The organism is Pseudomonas sp. URMO17WK12:I12 (genome assembly GCF_000514395.1).
Classification (GTDB): Bacteria; Pseudomonadota; Gammaproteobacteria; order Pseudomonadales; family Pseudomonadaceae; genus Aquipseudomonas; species Aquipseudomonas mucoides.
On sequence record NZ_AZVV01000010.1, the window covers coordinates 1 to 20,290 of the forward strand.

At 58.9% G+C, this 20,290-nt stretch carries 23 protein-coding genes and 1 pseudogene; 14 read left to right on the forward strand and 10 right to left on the reverse strand.

The genetic code is table 11. The annotated features are described in order from the left end of the window. Together D882_RS01000000131155 and D882_RS0114165 are read left to right on the forward strand one after the other, a co-directional pair. Positions 1-285: carbohydrate porin (locus D882_RS01000000131155; RefSeq protein ID WP_032833544.1), on the forward strand; the 285-nt coding region annotated here is incomplete at its 5' end. Positions 286-398: 113 nt separating this feature from the next. Then, positions 399-1,253 (forward strand): D-hexose-6-phosphate mutarotase, encoded by an 855-nt coding sequence (locus D882_RS0114165; protein WP_027923856.1) that lies wholly within the window; start codon positions 399-401, stop codon positions 1,251-1,253. A 79-nt stretch (positions 1,254-1,332) separates the two neighbouring features. Here D882_RS0114165 and D882_RS0114170 read toward each other — a convergent pair whose 3' ends face one another. Beyond that, a complete protein-coding gene (locus D882_RS0114170) occupies positions 1,333-2,193 on the reverse strand; it encodes a MurR/RpiR family transcriptional regulator (RefSeq protein ID WP_172825977.1) in 861 nt (286 codons plus the stop codon). A 226-nt stretch (positions 2,194-2,419) separates the two neighbouring features. Here D882_RS0114170 and zwf point away from each other — a divergent pair, with 226 nt between their 5' ends. From zwf to D882_RS0114190, 4 genes are all read left to right on the forward strand, one after another. Continuing rightward, complete coding sequence (zwf, locus tag D882_RS0114175) at positions 2,420-3,889, forward strand: glucose-6-phosphate dehydrogenase (protein WP_027923857.1); 1,470 nt, start codon at positions 2,420-2,422, stop codon at positions 3,887-3,889. Next, positions 3,876-4,589: a 6-phosphogluconolactonase gene (gene pgl / locus D882_RS0114180; RefSeq protein WP_027923858.1), complete on the forward strand. Its 714-nt coding sequence runs from the start codon at positions 3,876-3,878 to the stop codon at positions 4,587-4,589. Before zwf ends, pgl begins: the two co-directional genes overlap by 14 nt. Positions 4,590-4,606: 17 nt before the next feature. Beyond that, on the forward strand, positions 4,607-5,272 hold the full coding sequence (locus D882_RS0114185; protein ID WP_007949453.1) for a bifunctional 4-hydroxy-2-oxoglutarate aldolase/2-dehydro-3-deoxy-phosphogluconate aldolase: 666 nt from the start codon (positions 4,607-4,609) through the stop codon (positions 5,270-5,272). Positions 5,273-5,486: 214 nt separating this feature from the next. Then, positions 5,487-6,212 carry an intradiol ring-cleavage dioxygenase gene (locus D882_RS0114190; protein WP_027923859.1) on the forward strand — a complete coding sequence of 242 codons (726 nt, stop codon included), beginning with the start codon at positions 5,487-5,489 and terminating at the stop codon, positions 6,210-6,212. A gap of 2 nt (positions 6,213-6,214) precedes the next feature. Here D882_RS0114190 and D882_RS0114195 read toward each other — a convergent pair whose 3' ends face one another. Both D882_RS0114195 and D882_RS0114200 read right to left on the reverse strand, forming a co-directional pair. Then, entirely contained in the window at positions 6,215-7,396 is a 1,182-nt protein-coding gene (locus tag D882_RS0114195) for an aminotransferase class V-fold PLP-dependent enzyme (RefSeq protein ID WP_027923860.1), read from the reverse strand. A 17-nt stretch (positions 7,397-7,413) separates the two neighbouring features. Next, positions 7,414-7,650, reverse strand: coding sequence for a DUF3820 family protein (locus tag D882_RS0114200; protein ID WP_007949456.1), 237 nt, complete (start codon positions 7,648-7,650; stop codon positions 7,414-7,416). Positions 7,651-7,854: 204 nt separating this feature from the next. Here D882_RS0114200 and D882_RS0114205 point away from each other — a divergent pair, with 204 nt between their 5' ends. Further along, positions 7,855-8,322, forward strand: coding sequence for a PA2169 family four-helix-bundle protein (locus tag D882_RS0114205; RefSeq protein WP_027923861.1), 468 nt, complete (start codon positions 7,855-7,857; stop codon positions 8,320-8,322). Between the two features lie 58 nt (positions 8,323-8,380). On the opposite strand, the gene D882_RS0114210 is transcribed toward D882_RS0114205, so the two are convergent. Both D882_RS0114210 and D882_RS0114215 read right to left on the reverse strand, forming a co-directional pair. Beyond that, positions 8,381-8,851, reverse strand: a complete 471-nt coding sequence (locus tag D882_RS0114210) for a MaoC family dehydratase (RefSeq protein WP_027923862.1) — start codon at positions 8,849-8,851, stop codon at positions 8,381-8,383. 42 nt (positions 8,852-8,893) lie between these two features. Further along, the gene (locus tag D882_RS0114215; protein WP_027923863.1) at positions 8,894-9,838 is read right to left on the reverse strand and encodes an alpha/beta hydrolase; all 945 of its coding nucleotides are present in this window, start codon (positions 9,836-9,838) and stop codon (positions 8,894-8,896) included. A gap of 245 nt (positions 9,839-10,083) precedes the next feature. On the opposite strand from D882_RS0114215, the gene fadD2 reads away from it, so the two are divergent. After that, positions 10,084-11,772, forward strand: coding sequence for a long-chain-fatty-acid--CoA ligase FadD2 (gene fadD2 / locus D882_RS0114220; protein WP_027923864.1), 1,689 nt, complete (start codon positions 10,084-10,086; stop codon positions 11,770-11,772). Positions 11,773-12,133: 361 nt separating this feature from the next. Next, positions 12,134-13,834, forward strand: a complete 1,701-nt coding sequence (gene fadD1, locus D882_RS0114225; RefSeq protein WP_027923865.1) for a long-chain-fatty-acid--CoA ligase FadD1 — start codon at positions 12,134-12,136, stop codon at positions 13,832-13,834. 88 nt (positions 13,835-13,922) lie between these two features. Here fadD1 and D882_RS0114230 read toward each other — a convergent pair whose 3' ends face one another. Continuing rightward, positions 13,923-14,300: a hypothetical protein gene (locus tag D882_RS0114230; RefSeq protein WP_027923866.1), complete on the reverse strand. Its 378-nt coding sequence runs from the start codon at positions 14,298-14,300 to the stop codon at positions 13,923-13,925. A 200-nt stretch (positions 14,301-14,500) separates the two neighbouring features. Here D882_RS0114230 and D882_RS0114235 point away from each other — a divergent pair, with 200 nt between their 5' ends. The 3 genes from D882_RS0114235 (at position 14,501) to def (ending at position 16,361) form a co-directional block, all read left to right on the forward strand. Beyond that, complete coding sequence (locus D882_RS0114235) at positions 14,501-14,692, forward strand: CsbD family protein (RefSeq protein WP_027923867.1); 192 nt, start codon at positions 14,501-14,503, stop codon at positions 14,690-14,692. A gap of 173 nt (positions 14,693-14,865) precedes the next feature. Next, positions 14,866-15,825, forward strand: coding sequence for a YihY/virulence factor BrkB family protein (locus D882_RS0114240; protein WP_027923868.1), 960 nt, complete (start codon positions 14,866-14,868; stop codon positions 15,823-15,825). Further along, positions 15,822-16,361 (forward strand): peptide deformylase, encoded by a 540-nt coding sequence (gene def / locus D882_RS0114245; RefSeq protein ID WP_027923869.1) that lies wholly within the window; start codon positions 15,822-15,824, stop codon positions 16,359-16,361. The genes D882_RS0114240 and def overlap by 4 nt, the downstream gene beginning before the upstream one ends. An 18-nt stretch (positions 16,362-16,379) precedes the next feature. Here the strand turns inward: def and D882_RS0114250 are convergent, their stop codons facing one another. After that, complete coding sequence (locus tag D882_RS0114250; RefSeq protein ID WP_027923870.1) at positions 16,380-16,814, reverse strand: GNAT family N-acetyltransferase; 435 nt, start codon at positions 16,812-16,814, stop codon at positions 16,380-16,382. A gap of 338 nt (positions 16,815-17,152) precedes the next feature. Between D882_RS0114250 and D882_RS0114260 the strand changes: the two are divergent. Next, positions 17,153-17,320: pseudogene (locus D882_RS0114260) on the forward strand (fatty acid desaturase); the annotation flags it as partial. Between the two features lie 116 nt (positions 17,321-17,436). Here the strand turns inward: D882_RS0114260 and D882_RS0114265 are convergent. From D882_RS0114265 to D882_RS0114275, 3 genes are all read right to left on the reverse strand, one after another. Continuing rightward, the gene (locus tag D882_RS0114265; RefSeq protein WP_027923872.1) at positions 17,437-17,991 is read right to left on the reverse strand and encodes a hypothetical protein; all 555 of its coding nucleotides are present in this window, start codon (positions 17,989-17,991) and stop codon (positions 17,437-17,439) included. 138 nt (positions 17,992-18,129) lie between these two features. Continuing rightward, a complete protein-coding gene (locus tag D882_RS0114270; protein WP_027923873.1) occupies positions 18,130-18,762 on the reverse strand; it encodes a glutathione S-transferase family protein in 633 nt (210 codons plus the stop codon). Between the two features lie 15 nt (positions 18,763-18,777). Next, positions 18,778-19,209: a PACE efflux transporter gene (locus D882_RS0114275; protein ID WP_027923874.1), complete on the reverse strand. Its 432-nt coding sequence runs from the start codon at positions 19,207-19,209 to the stop codon at positions 18,778-18,780. A gap of 121 nt (positions 19,210-19,330) precedes the next feature. Here D882_RS0114275 and D882_RS0114280 point away from each other — a divergent pair, with 121 nt between their 5' ends. After that, the gene (locus D882_RS0114280; protein WP_027923875.1) at positions 19,331-20,206 is read left to right on the forward strand and encodes a LysR family transcriptional regulator; all 876 of its coding nucleotides are present in this window, start codon (positions 19,331-19,333) and stop codon (positions 20,204-20,206) included. Positions 20,207-20,290 lie beyond the last annotated feature (84 nt).

Here is a 20,290-nt window from a genome sequence, read left to right on the forward strand (position 1 = left end):
CGTCCTAAAGATGACATGGGTATCGGTTTCGCCCGCACCCACGTCAACGATGACGTGAAGAAAAACGCCGAGCTGGTGAACGCGGCGAACAATGTCACTGATTACGAGAACCCACTGTTCTCGCCACTGCGGACCACCGAGTACAACTACGAAATCAACTACGGCTTCCACGTTACCAACTGGCTGACCGTGCGTCCTAACCTGCAATACATCACTCACCCGGGCGGTGTTGATGAAGTCGATAACGCACTGGTGGCCGGCCTGAAAATTCAGTCGGTGTTCTAACGCTGTTGCGATAAGCTCCTCTCTATGTGCGCATATTTGCGGACAGCCCAGGCTGTCCGCTTTTTTTTGGGGGGGCGCGCCCCGGCAACAGATGATTTTCAGGACCGTGGCACATGCATGAGCATCCGCTACAACGCTTCTTCAAATCCTTGCGCGAACGTCCGGTGTTTGCGTGGGAGCGCTATCAGAAGCGCGACGTGTTGGTGATCGATCATCCGCTGTGTCAGGCGGTGTTCAGTCGCCAGGGCGCGCAGTTGCTGCATTTCCAGCCTGCGGGTCAAAAGCCCTGGCTCTGGTGCGCGGCGAAGTGGCCGCAGGTCGGTGCGATTCGTGGTGGCGTGCCTGTGTGCTGGCCTTGGTATGGCCGTCATCCAAGCGAAAACGCTTGGCCTTCCCATGGTTGGGCACGGCTGATCGACTGGAAGCTGCTCGACAGCAGCCACGATGACGATGGCGTGCGATTGCACTGGCAACTGCAGTTGTGTGACTGGCAGGTGGACCTGCACGCCCATTTGGGCGAACGCATGGATTTGCGCCTGAGCACCGAGCATCAAGACACCTTGCCGTGCCAATTGAGTCAGGCGTTGCACGCTTACTGGCGTATTGGTGACGTGGGTGAGGTAGCGCTGTCTGGGCTCGAGGGCGCGCAGGGGTATGATCACTTGAATCGCCAGGTTTGCCAGCAGGAGGGGGAGTTGCGGGTCGATGGCGGTTGCCAGCGCGTGTTCCAGCACGACGGCGAGTTGCAGCTCAAGGACCACGCTTGGCAACGTGAATTGTGCATCGATACCGGTGACCATTCGGACACGGTGGTCTGGCATCCCGGCTCGCGGCCACTGCTGGGGGTGAGCTGGAATGAGATTTCAGAATTCGTGTGTGTGGAAGCGGCGAGTGGCGGCGCCCATCGCCTGAGCCTGGCGCCAGGAGAGAGGGCGCATTTGAGTTTGCAGGCGCGGGTTGGCGTTTAGCTCAAGATTGCGGTGGTGCGGCTGGCCTCATCGCGAGCTTGCTCGCGATGAGGCCCTGTCAGGCTGCGGAGATGCCAGATTAGTTGAACTCATCCCCAACCGGATAGCGGCTCGCATTCAGGCTTTCTTTGATCTTGCGCAAATGCGGCTGGAAATCCACCCCGCGACGCAGCGTCATGCCGGTCGCCAGCACGTCCAGCACGGTCAGCTGGATGATGCGTGAAGTCATCGGCATGTAGATGTCGGTGTCTTCCGGCAGTGGAATATTCAGGCTCAGCGTACTGGCCTTGGCCAACGGCGAACCCTCGGCGGTCAGGCCCAGCACCGACGCACCGTTCTCACGGGCGATGCGCGCCACTTCCACCAGTTCGCGGGTGCGGCCGGTGTAGGAAATGATCACGAACAATTCGCCGGTGTGCGCCACCGACGCAATCATGCGTTGCATCAGTACGTCGGCGTGGGCGGTGACGGCCAGGTTGAAGCGGAAGAACTTGTGCTGCGCGTCCAGCGCCACCGGGGCCGAGGCGCCGAGGCCGAAGAAGTGGATCTGCCGGGCCTGGATCAACAGGTCGACGGCGCGGCTGATCAGGTTCGGGTCCAACGCCTGCAGGGCACTGTCCAGCGAGGCGATGGCGCTGCCGAAAATCTTCTTTGTATAGGCTTCAGGGTTGTCATCGGCCTCGACCGCGCGGCTGACATACGCCGCGCCACTGGCCAGGCTTTGGGCCAACTGAAGTTTGAGTTCCGGGTAGCCGCTGACGCCGAACGAGCGGCAGAAGCGGTTGACGGTCGGCTCGCTGACCTTGGAGGCCTGGGCGAGCGCAGCGATGCTGAACCGGGTGGCCTGCTCTGGGTTGAGCAGGATCACTTCGGCGACTTTACGTTCCGCCTTGTTCAGGTCTTCAAGGCGATTCTGGATCTGTTCCAGTAAATTTCGCACGCGGTCCATATGTGTTCCTTGGGTCAGCTGCGCAAATTAGAGTTCGGCTATGCCAAAAGGGCCTTGGATGCGGCCCCAAACGGTGGCCTATCCTACTGATGGCTCCGACCGGCTACCACTCGGATTCTGTATTTTGCGAAAATGTTGTGGTTATTACTACATTTTCTCTTGAGCGATGCCTTAAAAAAAGGTATTTGTAGCTTAACTTGATAAAAGAACAAACATCATGCCTTCGATTACGGTTGAACCGTGCACCTTTGCCTTGTTCGGCGCCCTCGGCGACCTGGCTTTGCGCAAGCTGTTTCCTGCCCTCTATCAACTCGATGGCGCAGGCCTTCTGCACGAGGATACGCGCATTATCGCGCTGGCCCGCGAGCCCGGCACCGAGCAGCAGCACCTGGCATTCATCGGCGCCGAACTGCGTCGTTATGTGGGCGCCAAAGAGCTGGACGAAGCCGTGGTCGAGCGCTTTCTGGCGCGGCTGACCTACCTGCACGTGGACTTCCTCAAGGCTGACGATTACATCGCCCTGGCCGATATGGCCGGCAGCGCCCAGCGTGTGATTGCCTACTTTGCCACGCCGGCCGCTGTGTACGGCGCGATTTGCGAGAACCTGGCCAAAGTCGGCCTCGCGGAAAACACCCGCGTGGTGCTGGAAAAACCGATCGGCTCGGACCTGGAATCCTCGCGCAAGGTCAACGACGCGGTGGCGCAGTTTTTCCCGGAAAACCGCACCTATCGCATCGACCACTACCTGGGCAAAGAGACGGTTCAAAACCTCATTGCCCTGCGTTTCGCCAACAGCCTGTTCGAAACCCAGTGGAACCAGAACTACATCTCCCACGTGGAAATCACCGTGGCCGAGAAGGTCGGGATCGAAGGCCGCTGGGGTTACTTCGACAAGGCCGGGCAGCTGCGGGACATGATCCAGAATCACCTGCTGCAACTGCTCTGCCTGATCGCCATGGACCCACCGGCCGACCTGTCCGCCGACAGCATCCGCGACGAGAAAGTCAAAGTCCTCAAGGCACTTGCGCCGATCAGCCCGGAAGGCCTGACCACTCAGGTGGTGCGCGGTCAATACATCGCCGGCTACAGCGAAGGCAAGCCGGTGCCGGGTTACCTGGAAGAGCCCAATTCGAACACCCAGAGCGACACCGAAACCTTCGTCGCCTTGCGTGCCGATATCCGCAACTGGCGTTGGGCCGGCGTACCGTTTTACCTGCGCACCGGCAAGCGCATGCCGCAGAAACTGTCGCAGATCGTCATTCACTTCAAGGAACCGTCGCACTACATCTTCGCCCCCGAGCAGCGCCTGCAAATCAGCAACAAGCTGATTATCCGCCTGCAACCGGACGAAGGCATTTCCTTGCGCGTGATGACCAAAGAACAAGGCCTGGACAAGGGCATGCAGCTGCGCAGCGGTCCGTTGCAGCTGAATTTTTCCGACACCTATCGCAGCGCGCGGATTCCCGATGCCTACGAGCGGTTGTTGCTGGAAGTGATGCGCGGCAATCAGAACCTGTTTGTCCGTAAAGATGAAATCGAAGCCGCGTGGAAGTGGTGTGACCAGTTGATCGCCGGGTGGAAAAAATCCGGTGATGCGCCCAAGCCTTACGCGGCCGGGTCCTGGGGACCGATGAGCTCCATTGCTCTGATCACGCGGGACGGGAGGTCGTGGTATGGCGATATCTGATTTGAAACTGCCTCAGGGCGTCAGCGCCCATGAGTTCAAGAGCCCGGTGCTGTTGGCACAAGCGCTGGCACTGTCGGTGGCCAAGCAACTGAGCGAAGCGATCGAGGCCCAGGGCACTGCCACGCTGGTGGTGTCTGGCGGTCGCAGTCCGGTGGCGTTTTTCCAGCACCTGGCCAAGCAGGCACTGGACTGGTCGAACGTGGTGGTCAGCCTGGCTGACGAGCGTTGGGTGCCGGTGGAACATGCCGACAGCAATGCCGGTCTGCTCAAGCGTTATCTGTTGCAAGGCCCGGCGGCCAAGGCTCAGTTCCTGAGTCTGTACAGCGCCAGCGCCAACCTGGAACAGGCGGCCGAGCAGGCCGACCGTTTGTTGTCCGAACTGCCGGTGATCGACGTGCTGGTGCTGGGCATGGGCGACGACGGCCACACCGCCTCGTTGTTCCCGAACAGCCCGAACCTGGCCGACGCCTTGAAAGTCGACGGCACACGTCGCTGCTACCCGATGCTGGCGCCGACCGTGCCGCATCAGCGCCTGACCATGAGCCGTGCGCTGCTGGCCTCGGCCAAACACAAAGTGCTATCGATTTCCGGTCAATCCAAGCTGACCACCCTGAGTGCCGCATTGGCCGTCGACGATGTCGCCGCCATGCCGATTCGCGCGTTTTTGCAACCTACGTTAGAGATTTACTGGTGCCCATGAGCCAAGGAACAGCCGCTATGACAACCCCATCCCCGACCGTATCCATGGCGGACAAAGTTGCCCTGATCGACAGCCTCTGCGCCAAGGCGCGGATTCTGCCGGTGATCACCATCGCTCGCGAGCAGGACGTGCTGCCACTGGCCGACGCCCTGGCCGCCGGTGGCCTGACCGCCCTGGAAGTGACCCTGCGTTCGCAGTTCGGCCTCAAGGCCATCCAGATCCTGCGCGAACAGCGTCCGGAACTGATGACCGGTGCCGGCACCGTGCTCGATCGCCACATGCTCGCCGCCGCCGAAGCGGCCGGTTCGCAGTTCATCGTCACACCGGGCATCACCCGTGATTTGCTTGAAGCCAGCGTCAACAGCCCGATCCCGCTGTTGCCGGGGATCAGCAACGCCTCCGGCATCATGGAAGGCTATGGCCTGGGCTATCGCCGCTTCAAGCTGTTCCCGGCGGAAGTCAGCGGCGGCGTCGCGGCCATCAAGGCCCTCGGCGGTCCATTCGGCGAAGTGAAATTCTGCCCGACTGGTGGCGTCGGCCCGGCCAACATCAAGAGCTACATGGCGTTGAAAAACGTGATGTGCGTGGGCGGTAGCTGGATGCTTGATCCGGAGTGGATCAAGAACGGCGACTGGGCCCGCATTCAGGAATGCACCGCCGAGGCCTTGGCGCTGCTGGACTGATCCGCTTTACCTGACACTTCGTTGTGTGTTCTACGGCTTTACGGTGCGCTTGGTCGGTGCACCGTTTTTTTTTGCCCGCAAAAAACTGGCCATCGAAATTCCTTATAGCGGCCTTCGGCAGTTGCTACAGGTCTTCCTCGAGCGATACATAGTTACCGCATCTCACCACTCGCCCGACGTTAATCTGCACGCTTCTTATGGAAGAGAGAACGTCATGGACGACAACACCTCAGTTGCACCCGCATCACCGGTTTACCTGCTATCTCCTGAGCAGATCCCCGGCCCGTATTTCCGCAATCCGAAACTGATCCGGCGCAACATCAGCGAAGGCGCCGATGGTGTTCCCCTGGTGCTGCGCCTGCAAATCGTTGATGCCATGACCGGGCAACCTGTCACCGGCGCGCTGGTCGATATCTGGCATTGCAATGCGCGCGGGTTTTATTCGGGCTGGAGCAGGATTGATCCAGACAAGGAAGTGGACAACGGTGACATCGGCTCGGTCCCGCGCACCGACGACGACACCTACCTGCGAGGCGGGCAGTTCACCGACAGGCAAGGCGTCGTGCGGTTTACCACGGTCTATCCGGGGTTCTACGCCGGCCGTGCGCTGCACATTCACGTCGCCGTGCGCATCACCGCCGGCAACAATTACCTGGAAGAACGGCATGTCGCCTGGGTCGGTCAGTTGTACTTGCCCGAGGTGGCGTCGCGCTCGGTCCTCAACTCACGTGAGTACAGCGGTCGCAAGTCCTTGGCGCTGACCAACGATGAAGACGTTTACTACAAGCACCACAGCGGCGAAGCGTCGACCTTGAACGTGCACACCCTCAGCCGGGATTCGAATGAAGATGGCTTCTTCGGCGCCACGACCATAGGCATCGACACCTTCGCGGTGTCATCGCACATCAAGCCCGAGGATTTCGACAAGTACACCGTATGACCTCAGCGCAGTTCGCTCAGCGCCCGGGCCAGCAGTTGCATGTGTACGGCGGTGGTGGTCAGGCCCGGGGTGATGCGAATGCACGGACCACTCGCGGCACCGCTGCGCATGACGGTAAACAGGTTGTAGTCGTTGAGCAGTCGCTCGACCATCGGTTGTTGATCGGCTTGTCGGGTGAAACGCATCGACGTGATGCCGCAATACAAGCGAGGATCATCCGGCGTCATCACTTCGATCCCCGGGAGTTCGCGCACTTCGCGCACCCACAGATTGCGCAAGTAGTTGAGCCGGGCACTTTTGGCGGCGGACCCGCCCATGGCCTGATGTTCTTCGAACACCAGCGGCAAGGTCAGCAGCGCCGGAATATTGGGTGTGCTGTACGGCGTGCGTGCTCGAATATCGGTGACCGGGAAATGCACCTCGCCCATGTCCGGGTCGATATCGGCCAGGCGCTCGGGCGCGATGTAGATGAAGCCCAGGGTCAGCGGCGCGCCGATCCATTTGTGCAGGTTGAAGCCGGCGAACGAGACACCGAGTTCATCGAGCTTGAAGTCAATCTGCCCCAGTGCGTGGGCGCCATCGAGGATCACATCGACGCCGTGTTCCTTGGCGGCGGCGGCAATCGCCTGCACCGGCATCACCAGGCCGGTGCGGTGGGTGACGTGAGTCAGGGCCATCAGTTTGAGTTTGGGATAACGCGCAAAAGCGTCGCGGTAGCTGGCCAGCAAACTGTCGAAACTGGCGGGGTGGGCGTGATTGATTTCGATCACCTCGACCCCGCGATTGCGCGCCAGCCAACGCATCGCGCCTTTGACGGTGTCGTATTCCAGATCGCTGAACAGCACTTGATCGCCCGGTTGCAGGCGGTTGTAGTTGCGGATCAACGATTGCATGCCGTCCGAAGCGTTGCGGGTCAGGGCGACGGCTTCGGCGGGCACGTCCACCAACTCGGCCAGTTGTGCGCGGATCTGCAGGATTTCACCCTGTTCGAAGCGCTGGCGGACATACACTGAGTTGCTGCGATTGATGAGCTCGATGTTGCGCTGGTATTCCTCGACTACCGTTCGCGACATGCGCCCGAAGTAACCGTTTTCCAGGTTGATCGGGCCGGGTTCGACGGCGTAGCGGTCGGCAAAGGTCTTCCAGAAGGATTCATCACGGGCGCGGCGGGTGTTATCGGGCATGGGCTACTCGGTCAGGATCAATGGCGGGGCGCAGGTTTGCCGTGTTTGGCGCGCAGGGGTTCTAGCAGTTCCGACAAGCCGTTGTGGTCGATTTCCTGCATCAAGGCCAGCAAGCCACCGAGTTCGCCATGGGGAAATCCTTCCCGGGCAAACCAGTTCAGGTACTGGCCGGGCAGGTCGGCAATGATCCGGCCCTTGTATTTGCCGAAGGGCATTTCGCGAGTGATCAGCAGTTCGAGTTTTTCAGGGTTCATCAGTGGGTCGTCTTGATTCTATGCGTCTGGAAAATACAGGCATTCTGCATGCAGGCCAATTGACAGATCATGCAAAAAAAACGGATACAGATTTTGCTGTTTTATATAACTGATTGAAAAATAACGAATAAATAATCGGTCAGAAGCTGGCATGCAGGGTGCAACAGTCATTGCATCTTTCATCAACCCGCAAGGAATTGAAAAATGACCGACATGAATAAAGAAGCCATCTCTGTACTCAACGACCTGATTGAAACCAGCAAAGACGGTCAGGAAGGGTTCAAGACTTGCGCTGAAGACATCAAGCACCCAGAACTCAAAACGCTGTTCGTTCAGCGTTCTGCCGATTGCGCCACCGCCGCTGCTGAACTGCAATCAGCCGTGCGTTCGATGGGGGGTGATCCGGAAACTTCTACCAGTGTCAGCGGCGACTTGCACCGTCGTTGGGTCGACGTGAAGTCGATGTTCACCGGCAAAGACGAAGAAGCCGTTCTGAACGAAGCCGAACGCGGTGAAGACCACGCGCTGAAGGCTTACCGCGAAGCCATGGAGAAAATCAACAAACACAACCTGGTGGGTATTCGTGATCTGGTTGAACGTCAGTACCACGGCGTGCAACGCAATCATGACCAGGTGAAAGCCCTGCGTAACCAGGCTCGCGCACGCTCGTAAGCGTTCGTTGCCTGCCAAAAAACGCCAGCCAGTCTGGCGTTTTTTTATGCCTGGTCGATTAGCCGATGCTGATCGCCGGCAATGTCGGCAACGTCACGGTCTGCTGCTTGCGCGGTGCCAGGATCTCGGCTTCGCCGTCTACTACCAACTCATCGTTCTGGTTGAACACGCGAGTGGCAATGCGTACACGAAACTTCGGTAGTTTCTCGAGGATTTCCAGGCGTACGGTCAGGGTGTCGCCGATTTTCACCGGTTTCTGAAAGCTCATCTGCTGGCCAATATAGATCGTCCCCGGCCCAGGCAGCTCGCACGCCACGGCGGCGCTGATCAGCGCACCACTGAACATGCCATGTGCGATGCGCTCCTTGAACATGGTGCCTGCCGCGAATTCGGCGTCCAGGTGCACCGGGTTGTGATCGCCGGACATTGCAGCGAACAACTGAATGTCGCGCTCCTCGACCTTTTTGCTGTAGCTGGCGGTCTGGCCGACTTCGAGGGCTTCGTAAGGGGTGTTGGTAACCTGGGTCATCTGTCTCGATTCCTGTGACGAATAAATGAATCCACAAAAAAACTATTCCGACCGGGGTGGCCGGCGGTGGCTGAGGGCCTGGGCAATCCACTGCAACACGTCGTTGATCACTTCCTCGCGGTTGCTCTCATTGAACAGTTCATGCCGCGCCTGCGGGTAAATCGTCAGGTGCAGGTTCTGGCTGCCTGCCGCACGCAAGGCGTCAGCCAGATCTTTCAGACGTTTGCCTTCGCTCACCGGATCACATTCGCCGCCAATCACCAGCAGCGGCAGGCCCGGATCGATCTGGGCGAGATTGGACGCTTTGCTGATTTGCTGCAACCCACCGAGCAAATCGATCCACAGCTGGTTGGTGCAACGGAAGCCGCAGAGCGGGTCGTTGGCGTACCTATCCACTTCTGCCGGGTCGCGACTGAGCCAGTCGAAACGGGTGCGCGCCGGTTTGAATTGTTTGTTGAACGAACCGAAGGACAGCCATTCAATCAGCGCACTACGGCCCTTGGGCCCCTGGCGCAACTTCTCCAGGCGGGCGATCTGCCGCGCCGCGCGATAGAGCGCCACGGGCTGGAAGTTCGAGCCGCTAAGCACCGCGCCGTGCAGGCTGGCGCTGTGATGCAGCAGATAAGCCTGGGCGATGTAGCTGCCCATGCTGTGACCGAGCAACACAATGGGCACGCCAGGATGATGCTGGCCGATGTGTTGGTTGAGGCTGGCGAGGTCGCCGACGACTTTGCACCAGCCATCGTCATCGGCGAAATGGCCCAGCGTGCCGTTTTCGGCAGTTTTGCCATGTCCACGCAGATCCGGTGCATACACGCCGTAGCCCTGCTCGCAGAATTTTTCCGCCAGCCGGGCGTAGCGAGCGCTGTGTTCGGCCATGCCATGGGCCAGCAGGATCACGGCTTTTAACGGCGAGGCGGGCAGCCACTGGTTGACGAAGAGGCGGCTGTGGTCACTCGCGGTCAGCCAGAACGTGTCGTGGATCATGGCGATTCCTTTGCATGGGGCTGCATGTGGCATGGGCGTGGTTGCATTGTATAGCGCATCCCGCGCTTGCCGTCTGATCAGGCCGCGCCACGGCAGGAAGATTCACGCGGTCAATGACGGCGTTGGCTGTATTTGCCTGAATCGCCATAACTGCTAGTGTCCGTGGAGCCCCGCCTTTCGCTTCAGGTTTTTTAGAAGTGACAGAAAAGCGGCCCGGATAGGCTCAGGTAAAGAGGACAAGAACAATGCAACCTGATTTCTGGAATGACAAACGCCCGGCCGGCGTGCCCCTGGACATCGATCTTGGGGCCTATAAGTCGGTGATTGAGGTGTTCGAGCGTTCCTGCAAGAAATTTGCTGATCGCCCGGCCTTCAGCAACATGGGCGTGACCCTGACCTACGCCGAACTGGAACGCCAGAGCCTGGCCTTCGCCGCGTACCTGCAAGCCCACACCGACCTGGTGCCGGGGGATCGCATCGCGGTGCAGATGCCTAACGTCCTGCATTACCCGATTGCCGTGTTCGGTGCCTTGCGCGCCGGGCTGATCGTGGTCAACACCAACCCGTTGTACACCGCGCGGGAGATGCGTCATCAGTTCAAGGATTCCGGCGCGCGGGCGCTGGTGTACCTGAACATGTTCGGGCAGAAGGTCCAGGAAGTGCTGCCCGACACCGACATCCAGTACCTGATCGAAGCGCGAATGGGCGACCTGATGCCTGCCGCCAAGGGCTGGCTGGTCAATACCATGGTCAGCAAGGTCAAGAAAATGGTCCCGGCGTATTCGTTGCCGCAGGCCATTTCGTTCAAGAGCGCGCTGCACATGGGACGTGGCCTGGGGATCAAGCCGCTGAAAGTCAGCCTCGGCGACATCGCCGTGCTGCAATACACCGGCGGCACCACCGGTTTGGCCAAGGGCGCAATGCTGAGCCACGGCAACCTGGTGGCGAACATGCAACAGGCGCGGGCATGCCTTGGGCAGTTCGGCGCTGACGGTCAACCGCTGCTGCGCGAAGGGCAGGAGGTGATGATCGCGCCGCTGCCGCTGTACCACATCTATGCTTTCACGGCGAATTGCATGTGCATGATGGTGACCGGCAACCACAACGTGCTGATCACCAATCCGCGCGACATTGGCGGCTTCATCAAGGAGCTGAAGAACTGGCGGTTCTCGGCGTTGCTGGGGCTCAACACGCTGTTCGTCGCCTTGATGGATCACCCGGACTTCAAGACCCTGGATTTCTCCAGCCTCAAGCTGACCAACTCCGGCGGCACGGCGCTGGTCAAGGCCACCGCCGAGCGTTGGGAGCAGATGACCGGTTGCCGCATCACCGAAGGTTACGGCCTGACCGAAACGTCGCCAGTGGCCTGTACCAACCCGTACGGCGATCAATCGCGGATCGGCACGGTCGGCCTGCCGGTGCCGGGCACCACGCTCAAAGTGATCAACGATGACGGCGTCGAGCAGCCATTGGGCGAGCGCGGCGAACTGTGCATCAAGGGCCCGCAGATCATGAAGGGCTACTGGCAGAAACCGGAAGCCACCGCCGAAGTGCTGGATGCCGAGGGCTGGTTCAAGTCCGGCGACATTGCGGTAATCGACCCGGACGGTTTTGTGCGCATCGTCGATCGCAAGAAAGACATGATCATCGTCTCGGGTTTCAACGTGTACCCGAACGAGATTGAAGACGTGGTGATGGCTCACCCGAGAGTCGCCAACTGTGCGGTCATCGGTGTGCCGGACGAGCGTTCGGGGGAGGCGGTGAAGTTGTTTGTAGTGGCCCGTGAAGCGGGGGTCAGCCTTGAAGAGCTGAAGGCGTACTGCAAGGAAAACTTCACGGCGTACAAAGTGCCCAAGCACATCGTGTTGCGTGAGTCGTTGCCGATGACGCCGGTCGGGAAGATTCTGCGGCGGGAGTTGCGCGATATCGCTTAATCATTGAATGGCCGCGCTTTGCGCGGATCGCGGGCGAGCCACGCTCCCACAAGATCATCGCTGATCCTTGTAGGAGCATGGCTTGCCCGCGATGCTTTTAGGGGCTGGAAAGCTCCTGTTTTCGGGGCTTCCAAGGCTTTATAGGTTTTTTGCTCTAAAATGACTGCCGGTTATTCTTGAGTCACAATTGTGACCATAGAGGCCGCTTTTGGCTCTGGTCGACCCTTGGCAAAGCTGCTACTCTCGGCGCGCTTTGTGACTTCTCGGCCTAGTAAAAAGCCAGACTCACCGATAAAACACACACCAATAATAATCGCATCAAATGCGGTGCTGAATTCGCGTTGCTGAGGAGTGGGCTTCCATGATCGAAGACTTTTGGAAGGATAAGTACCCAGCTGGGATCGCTGCCGAGATCAATCCAGACGAGTACCCGAATATTCAGGCAGTGTTGAAGCAATCCTGCCAACGCTTCGCCAACAAGCCGGCATTCAGCAACCTGGGCAAGACACTCACCTACGGTGAACTGTACGAATTGTCCGGTGCCTTTGCCGCTTACCTGCAACAGCATACCGACTTGCAGCCGGGCGATCGAATCGCCGTGCAGTTGCCCAACGTGTTGCAGTACCCGGTCGCCGTCTTCGGTGCCATCCGCGCCGGGCTGATCGTGGTCAACACCAACCCGCTGTACACCGCGCGGGAAATGGAACACCAGTTCAACGATTCCGGTGCCAAAGCCCTGGTCTGCCTGGCCAACATGGCGCATCTGGCGGAAACCGTCGTGCCGAAAACCGGCGTCAAGCACGTGATCGTCACCGAAGTGGCCGACTTGCTGCCGCCGCTCAAGCGCCTGTTGATCAACAGCGTCATCAAGTACGTGAAGAAGATGGTCCCGGCGTATCACTTGCCCAAGGCCGTCAAATTCAACGACGTGCTGAGCAAGGGCCATGGCCAGCCAGTGGCTGAAGCCAACCCGGCCAGCAGCGATGTCGCGGTGCTGCAATACACCGGCGGCACCACCGGCGTGGCAAAAGGGGCGATGCTGACCCACCGCAACCTCGTGGCAAACATGCTGCAATGCAAGGCGCTGATGGGCTCCAACCTTAATGAAGGTTGCGAGATCCTGATCACGCCGTTGCCGCTTTATCACATCTATGCGTTCACCTTTCATTGCATGGCGATGATGCTGATCGGCAACCACAACATCCTGATCAGCAACCCGCGCGACTTGCCGGCGATGGTCAAGGAACTGTCGAAGTGGAAGTTCAGCGGTTTTGTCGGCCTCAACACGTTGTTCGTGGCCCTGTGCAATAACGAAGGTTTCCGCAAGCTGGACTTCTCGGCGCTGAAAGTCACCCTGTCCGGTGGCATGGCCCTGCAACTGGCTGCCGCCGAACGCTGGAAAGCGGTCACCGGCTGCGCTATCTGCGAAGGTTATGGCATGACCGAAACCAGTCCAGTGGCCACCGTCAACCCGATCCAGCACATCCAGATCGGCACCATCGGTATTCCGGTCCCTTCGACCCGCTGCAAAGTCATCGACGATGCTGGCGTGGAGCAACCGTTGGGTGAAATCGGCGAACTGTGCGTCAAAGGTCCGCAGGTGATGAAAGGCTACTGGCAGCGCCAGGAAGCCACCGATGAAATCCTCGACAGCGAAGGCTGGTTGAAGACCGGTGACATCGCGCTGATCCAGCCGGACGGCTACATGCGTATTGTCGATCGCAAGAAAGACATGATCCTGGTTTCCGGTTTCAACGTGTACCCGAACGAACTGGAAGACGTGCTCGCGACCCTGCCGGGCGTGCTGCAATGTGCGGCCATAGGTGTGCCGGATGAGAAGTCGGGCGAGGCGATCAAGATCTTCATCGTCGCCAAACCGGGCGTGACGCTGACCAAAGAGCAAGTGATGGAGCACATGCGTGCGAACGTCACCGGCTACAAGGTGCCGCGTGCCGTCGAGTTCCGCGACGCGCTGCCGACCACTAACGTCGGCAAGATTCTGCGCCGCGAGTTGCGCGACGAAGAACTGAAGAAAATCGCCGCGAAAAAGGTCGGCGCGTAACAACAAAAAGCCCCGCAGATGCGGGGCTTTTTTTGCCTGCCAAATCTTCTTTGACTGTCAGACCGCTATCGCGAGCAGGCTTTTGCTTTCAGAGGCGGAACGGTGCGAAATTGACGTTGGTACCCGCCGGGCGCATGTCCTGCAGGAACGAGTCCTTGTCGGCACTCAGCTCCAGGCTCAAGGCCGCCTTGCGCTTGCCTTCATTGCGCACCACCAGGCCTTCAAGCTTCTCGCGCAGGAACACGGTCGGCACTTTCAGGTGCAGCAGCTCGTCGGTGTCCGGCGTGTGCATCAGCAAGTGAACCCATTCGTACTGACCAATGGCCAGACGCGCGACCGGGATATCGAACCACCAGATGTTGCGGTTGCGGTTCAATTCGGTGAAATGGCAGTTATTGACGCCAAGCACGGCACCGCCAAGTTCCTGGTTTCTGCGGGCAATGGCCTGCTTTTTATCGAGTTTCATAACATTCCTACGGGATTGGATCTTCAGCGCCATGGCCTGAATACGTTGCGCATTCTCGGGGGTTGGTCGGCAAACATAAAGCCCAACCTGCCAAGATCGACGAAATGTGCCGTACAAAATAAATGAAACTCCCTGCAAACGCCCCCGGTCAATCCTTGTGTAACGACTTTTCTCATTGATTTGTTCACAGGAGCAACACCATGAGCAGCACTGGCGATAAAGTAAAAGGCATGGCCAACGAAGCCGTCGGCAACGTCAAGCAAGGTGTCGGCAAGGCCACTGACAACACCCGCCTGCAAGCTGAAGGCAAAGTGCAGGAAAAGAAAGGCGAGGCTCAGCAAGCTATAGGCAAAGCCAAAGACGCCATCAAGAAAGGCGTCGACAAGGCTTGATTCGGCCTTTGACGATGATCACGAACGGCCATCCTCGGATGGCCGTTTTTGTGTCAGCCTGAACTTGAGCGCGGAAATTGTTTCAAAGTCGCCAAGTAGGCTACTTTGATGTAGCAAACGGCCCCTGAGTCGCCACGACTTCAACCCCAATCTTGCGGCGAAAGGAGACGCTAATGATTTTCCCGGACATGAAAGGCCTGCCCCTGCACCGTGTGATGGTGCGCACGGTCACCGAGTTCATCGACGATGAAATGTCGACCTATGCCTCGGCGCTGGCCTATCAGATGTTGTTCTCGCTGTTTCCCTTCATTTTGTTCCTGATTGCCCTGATCGGTTTTCTGCACCTGCCGGACTTTTTCTCCTGGCTGCGCCTGCAATCGGAACTGGTCTTGCCGCCCCAGGCGCTGGAACAGGTCAACCCGGTCATTGACCAGCTCCAGCAATCCAAGGGTGGATTGCTCTCGGTGGGTATCGTGATTGCGCTGTACACCGCCTCCGCCGGTGTGCGGCTGATGATGAGCGCGATGAACGCGGCCTACGATGTGGTCGAAGGCCGGCCGGCGTGGAAGCGCTTCCCGTTGTCGATCATTTACACCGTCGGCATCGCCGGCATGCTGCTGGTCGCCGCCGCGCTGATGGTGCTCGGTCCGCAGTTGATGGGCTGGATCGCCGCGCAGGTCGGTCTCGAAGACTTCATCGTGACCCTCTGGACCATCGTGCGCTGGCCGGTGGTGGTGATTCTGCTGATGGTCGCGGTGGCCGTGATTTATTACGTCATGCCCGACGTCAAACAGGAGTTTCGCTTTATCACGCCGGGATCGGTACTGGCGGTGGTGGTGTGGATCTGTGCCTCTGTGGGCTTCGGTCTGTACGTCAAGGAGTTCGCCAACTACAACGCCATGTATGGCAGTATCGGCGCGATCATCGTGCTGTTGCTGTACTTCTACATTTCCGCCGCGGTGCTGTTGCTCGGCGCGGAGATGAACGCGGTCATCGAGCACATGTCGAGCGAAGGCAAGGACCCCGGCGAGAAGGTTCCTGGCGAACACGGCCACGACCATCAAAAACACCACGTTTCGGGATTGGGGCGCGATCACTCGGTCCATCCCTCCACTGACGAAGTCACCAAATGATCCGTGAAATTCTGAAAATGGGCGATGAGCGCCTGCTGCGCGTTGCCCCGCCGGTACCGGCCGAGATGTTCGACAGCCCCGAGTTGTGGCAGTTGATCGACGACATGTTCCAGACCATGGAAAGCGTTGGCGGCGTCGGCCTGGCTGCGCCGCAGATCGGGGTCGACCTGCAACTGGTGATCTTTGGTTTCGAGCACAGTGAACGGTACCCGGACGCCGAGGCGGTGCCGCAAACCATCCTGATCAATCCACTGATCACACCGTTGAGCCCGACGCTGGAAGAGGGGTTTGAAGGGTGCCTGTCCGTGCCGGGCCTGCGCGGCGCCGTGGACCGTTATCAGCAGATTCGCTACGAAGGTGTCGACCCCAAGGGCCAACCCATCGTGCGCATCGCCTCAGGCTTCCATGCGCGGGTGGTGCAGCATGAATGCGATCACCTGATCGGCCGTTTGTACCCGTCGCGCATTACCGACTTCAGCAAGTTCGGGTTTACCGAAGTCATGTTCCCGGACCTTGATCCGAACGCTGACGACTAAGACCACCACATTGGATTTTCACAAGTCTTGAATGAGCGGTTTGCCTAGCTCCAGCCCCATCGCAATCATCGGCTTGCTGCGCGCATAACGACTCAACCGCTCCACCATGGCGTACGGCATCTGCGGATCGAAGGTAAAGCCGCGACGTTCATAAAAGCCACGCAGATCCGGATGGCAAAACAGCCACACCGGAAGGTCGAGGTCCTTGACCGCTGCCGCAATCAACTCGCCGGCAATCCCCTGTTCGCGACAGGTCGGGTCAACAAACAACCCCGTCAACCAATACCCGCCCGCCACCGGTCGCAAACACAGCGCCGCCACAATCTCATTGCGTCGTGCCACCCATAACCGAGCATCGCGCACGGCTTTCATCGGCGATTGGTGCGCGCGATAAAATTTGTTCATCAGGGGCCATAACGGCTCGTCGAGCAGGGTGTACTGGGTGTCGGGCATGGGTCTGGACTGTCGGTGTGCAAAGCGGGCGATTATAAAAGAACGTACGCGCAGGGATAGGTGTATACCTGATCTCACATCCCGTATGAGTGGAGTACGTATCATGGCCAAAGGCATGGATTCAAAGAAAGCAGCGAAGAAAAAGCCGGCGAAAACCGCCGATGAAAAGCGCGCGGACAAGAAGGCCAAGAAGGTGGATGTGTTCGGTCACTGATCCCGCGACAAGGGAGCCCGGCAATCGGGCTCCTGCTGCAGGTTTAACGAAATAACCGAATAATCTGCAAGATGTCCCAAGGCAACTGCACAGAAGGGGACTGGTCCCCGATCTGAACAACGCCATGCCCCAGTACTTCGATACCGCCCACCGAGAAGAAATCGACACCCTGCGTCAACGCCTGACGGCCCGCACCGAATGGCCGACCTGGCTGTTGTTGATCGGCGTGTACGGCGGCTGGTTCAGTATTGTTCTGGCCAGTGACCGATTGGGGCTCTGGTTGAGCACTGTAGGCTCGCGGCATGTCGTCGATGCAATCAGACAGTTCAACTCGACCTTGCAATTGAACTGACCACGGTAAAAATGAAAAAGGGTCCCGGTAGAGGGGCCCTTTTTTATGCTCGCGGGTTAAAGCGATGCCAGAAACTTGTCGACTACTTGAGTGCCGCTTTTTTCGCTACTGCTGGTTTCTTTCTCGGCCTGCGCCAGTTTCATCTTGTCTTGCATGCGATCGGCAATCTCTTGCGCGATGGCCTGTTGTTTCTCCGGCGGCATGGCTTTCAAGTCTTCTTCGGTAATGCCCATGTCTTTCAGAATACTGTCGCGCAGCCGCTGTTCCGGCGTTTTGCTCATGTAGTCCTTGAAGTCGGTCATTGCCGAACTGTCGGTGGAGTTGCCTTGAATGTCGGCCGGCACTTTCGACGGATCGGCTGCTTGCAGCGCCACGCGGGTCTTGGCAAAGGCTTCATCGATGTTGTCGCTGATCTTGCTCGCCTCGTTCACTTGCTGCGTGGTTTGTTGGGTCGCGGACGCCTGGACCTGCGCCTGAACATTGGTTTGCAGCGCTTGCAGCATCGCGCCCTGCATGCCGCTTTGCAGCCCGGCGGCGGCTTCAGCACTCGGGTCTTCGCCGGGACGCTTGGGCAGAGGGACCATTTGTGTTTGTTTTGCACTGACCAACATGATGAATAGCCTGTAGGTAATTGCTGACCGGAGGGCAGGAGCAATTAGCGTGCCGTCGCTTGATACCCATATTTACGGGGCTTGAGGGGGTAATAGCGGTCAGGAGTTGCCGTCAGGCGGCAGCGTTCGACCGCGCCGTCACGGCAAGCCGTTACAGCCGTGTTTCAGGAAACCCTGGCGTTGTGCCAGGCGTTGGAAATATTCGTCGATGGCGGGGAAGTCCGGCCGCTCCATCGGGGTCATCAGCCAGCGGTTGACCGACAGCCCGATGACAATGTCGGCCAGGGTAAAACGAGGCCCGGCGACATAGGCTTTGGTGGTCGCGAGTTGGTGTTCGAGGAGGGCCATTTTCTGGTTCCAGCCTCGCACGCCGACGGCAATCCGGTGCGGGTCCTGAAACTCCGGGTCCTTGCGCACCAACGCGGTAAACGCGTAGCTCCAGGAAGGGTTGAGCTCGGTGGCTTGCCAATCCATCCACTGCTCCACCCGCGCACGCGCCGCCGGGTCATGCGGCAGCAGATCGGTATTTTGGTGTTTGCCGGCCAGGTAGCGGCAGATGGTATTCGACTCCCACAACACGCCTGCCTCATCGATGATCACCGGCACCTGTGCATTGGGGTTCAGGCGCAGAAACTCCGGCGTGTGGGTCGACGCATAACCGCTGCCCCAGTCCTCACGCTCGTAGGTAGCGCCCAGTTCCTCACAGGTCCACAGGACTTTTCTGACGTTGATCGACGACGCCTTACCGAGAATCTTCAGTGCATGTTCCATTGAGCTACTCCGTTTTCAAACCGGATCCGGCAGCGCCGACGTTGGCAAACCAAACGTGCGATCAAATAACCAGTTGAACGCAAAGGTGTAGCACGGGATGAAAATAATCAATGCCAAGTCCAGCAGGAACGCTTGCACCAGACTGATGTTCATCCACCAGGCAATCAACGGGATGAGAAACACTATCAAGGTTAGTTGAAAACCCACGGCATGGACGATGCGCCGTTTAACGGTGCGGGTGCGTGATAACTGGCGACTTTCCCAACGCTCGAACAGCGAGGTGTAGATGAAATTCCAGGTCACGGCGAGGGTGGTGATGATCACCGCCAAGGGGCCGGTGCTGCCTGGGGAAGTGCCGGACAACAGCGCCAGGCCGAGTGCCGAAAACGTCATGCCGATGACTTCATACAACGATACATAGACCAGTTTGCGTTTAACGCCTTGCATGGGGATTTGCCTCTTTCTTGCGAACTTGAAACCAGCAGCACTGGCGAAGGCGGCGAAAGATAGCTTCAATAGTCGTGACAGAAAAAGTCAGTAGCTTTCAGTTTTATTGATAGGACGGTGGATGAATTTCAACAGCGACAGCATCGAGTTGTTTCTTGCGGTGATCGAACGCGGCTCGTTTTCAGCCGCTGCCCGGGCGCTGGGGAAAGTCCCGTCGGCCGTGAGCATGGGCATCGCCAACCTGGAGGCTGAACTGGGTTATCCGCTGTTTGACCGCAGTCATCGCGAACCGGTGCCCACCGCCATGGCCAGTGCACTGGTGCCGCACGCACGACTGATCGCCGAGCAACTCAAACACCTGCAAGTGCATGCGATCGAGTTATCGCTGGGGCTGGAGAGCAAGTTGTCGATCGGCGTGGTGGCGGACATCGACAAGGGGCGTTTGATGGCGGCGATCAAGGTGATTGCCGAGCGTCATCCACTGCTGGAAGTCGAAGTGCTCAGTGCGCCGCAGGATGATGTGTTGGCCATGCTGCACAGCGGCCGGGTCAGCGTGTGCCTGGCCTTCGCCGGGCTCAGCATGAATGCGCTGGAGCGGTTTCAGTTTGTCGGCACGGAGCGGATGGTCGCCACGCTCGCGGCGAACAACCCGATGTTTCAAGGGCGGGATTTGTTTCTCGAGGATCTGGTCAATGTCCGGCAAATTATCGTCGCCAGCCGCGATCTGCCGATCAGCGAAACCCGGCCCTTGGTGGGCGAGTCTTACTGGCGCACCGACACGTTGGCGATGGCGCTGGAGATGGTCGAAGCGGGATTGGGTTGGGGTAACTTTCCGGTGTCTGTGGTCCAGCCGCTACTCGATGCCGGAAGGCTCAAGCGCCTGAACTTTCGCAACATCGAGAATGGTCTGGAGTTGCCGGTGCATGCCGTTTGGCTCAAGAGCCAGCCGTTGCAGAAAGGCGCGTTGGCGTTTGTCGAATCGCTGTGCCAACGCTGATCCCCTGTAGGAGAGAGCCTGCTCGCGATAACGGTCTCTCCGTCAAATCCCTGTTGATTGACACTCCGCCATCGCGAGCAGGCT

Bases quoted from the DNA above. Each gene is read 5' to 3' on its own strand.
- D882_RS0114165 (WP_027923856.1), top strand. From the start codon at position 399: ATGCATGAGCATCCGCTACAACGCTTCTTCAAATCCTTGCGCGAACGT.
- zwf (WP_027923857.1), top strand. From the start codon at position 2,420: ATGCCTTCGATTACGGTTGAACCGTGCACCTTTGCCTTGTTCGGCGCC.
- pgl (WP_027923858.1), top strand. From the start codon at position 3,876: ATGGCGATATCTGATTTGAAACTGCCTCAGGGCGTCAGCGCCCATGAG.
- D882_RS0114185 (WP_007949453.1), top strand. From the start codon at position 4,607: ATGACAACCCCATCCCCGACCGTATCCATGGCGGACAAAGTTGCCCTG.
- D882_RS0114190 (WP_027923859.1), top strand. From the start codon at position 5,487: ATGGACGACAACACCTCAGTTGCACCCGCATCACCGGTTTACCTGCTA.
- D882_RS0114195 (WP_027923860.1), bottom strand. From the start codon at position 7,396: ATGCCCGATAACACCCGCCGCGCCCGTGATGAATCCTTCTGGAAGACC.
- D882_RS0114200 (WP_007949456.1), bottom strand. From the start codon at position 7,650: ATGAACCCTGAAAAACTCGAACTGCTGATCACTCGCGAAATGCCCTTC.
- D882_RS0114205 (WP_027923861.1), top strand. From the start codon at position 7,855: ATGACCGACATGAATAAAGAAGCCATCTCTGTACTCAACGACCTGATT.
- D882_RS0114210 (WP_027923862.1), bottom strand. From the start codon at position 8,851: ATGACCCAGGTTACCAACACCCCTTACGAAGCCCTCGAAGTCGGCCAG.
- D882_RS0114215 (WP_027923863.1), bottom strand. From the start codon at position 9,838: ATGATCCACGACACGTTCTGGCTGACCGCGAGTGACCACAGCCGCCTC.
- fadD2 (WP_027923864.1), top strand. From the start codon at position 10,084: ATGCAACCTGATTTCTGGAATGACAAACGCCCGGCCGGCGTGCCCCTG.
- fadD1 (WP_027923865.1), top strand. From the start codon at position 12,134: ATGATCGAAGACTTTTGGAAGGATAAGTACCCAGCTGGGATCGCTGCC.
- D882_RS0114230 (WP_027923866.1), bottom strand. From the start codon at position 14,300: ATGAAACTCGATAAAAAGCAGGCCATTGCCCGCAGAAACCAGGAACTT.
- D882_RS0114235 (WP_027923867.1), top strand. From the start codon at position 14,501: ATGAGCAGCACTGGCGATAAAGTAAAAGGCATGGCCAACGAAGCCGTC.
- D882_RS0114240 (WP_027923868.1), top strand. From the start codon at position 14,866: ATGATTTTCCCGGACATGAAAGGCCTGCCCCTGCACCGTGTGATGGTG.
- def (WP_027923869.1), top strand. From the start codon at position 15,822: ATGATCCGTGAAATTCTGAAAATGGGCGATGAGCGCCTGCTGCGCGTT.
- D882_RS0114250 (WP_027923870.1), bottom strand. From the start codon at position 16,814: ATGCCCGACACCCAGTACACCCTGCTCGACGAGCCGTTATGGCCCCTG.
- D882_RS0114265 (WP_027923872.1), bottom strand. From the start codon at position 17,991: ATGTTGGTCAGTGCAAAACAAACACAAATGGTCCCTCTGCCCAAGCGT.
- D882_RS0114270 (WP_027923873.1), bottom strand. From the start codon at position 18,762: ATGGAACATGCACTGAAGATTCTCGGTAAGGCGTCGTCGATCAACGTC.
- D882_RS0114275 (WP_027923874.1), bottom strand. From the start codon at position 19,209: ATGCAAGGCGTTAAACGCAAACTGGTCTATGTATCGTTGTATGAAGTC.
- D882_RS0114280 (WP_027923875.1), top strand. From the start codon at position 19,331: ATGAATTTCAACAGCGACAGCATCGAGTTGTTTCTTGCGGTGATCGAA.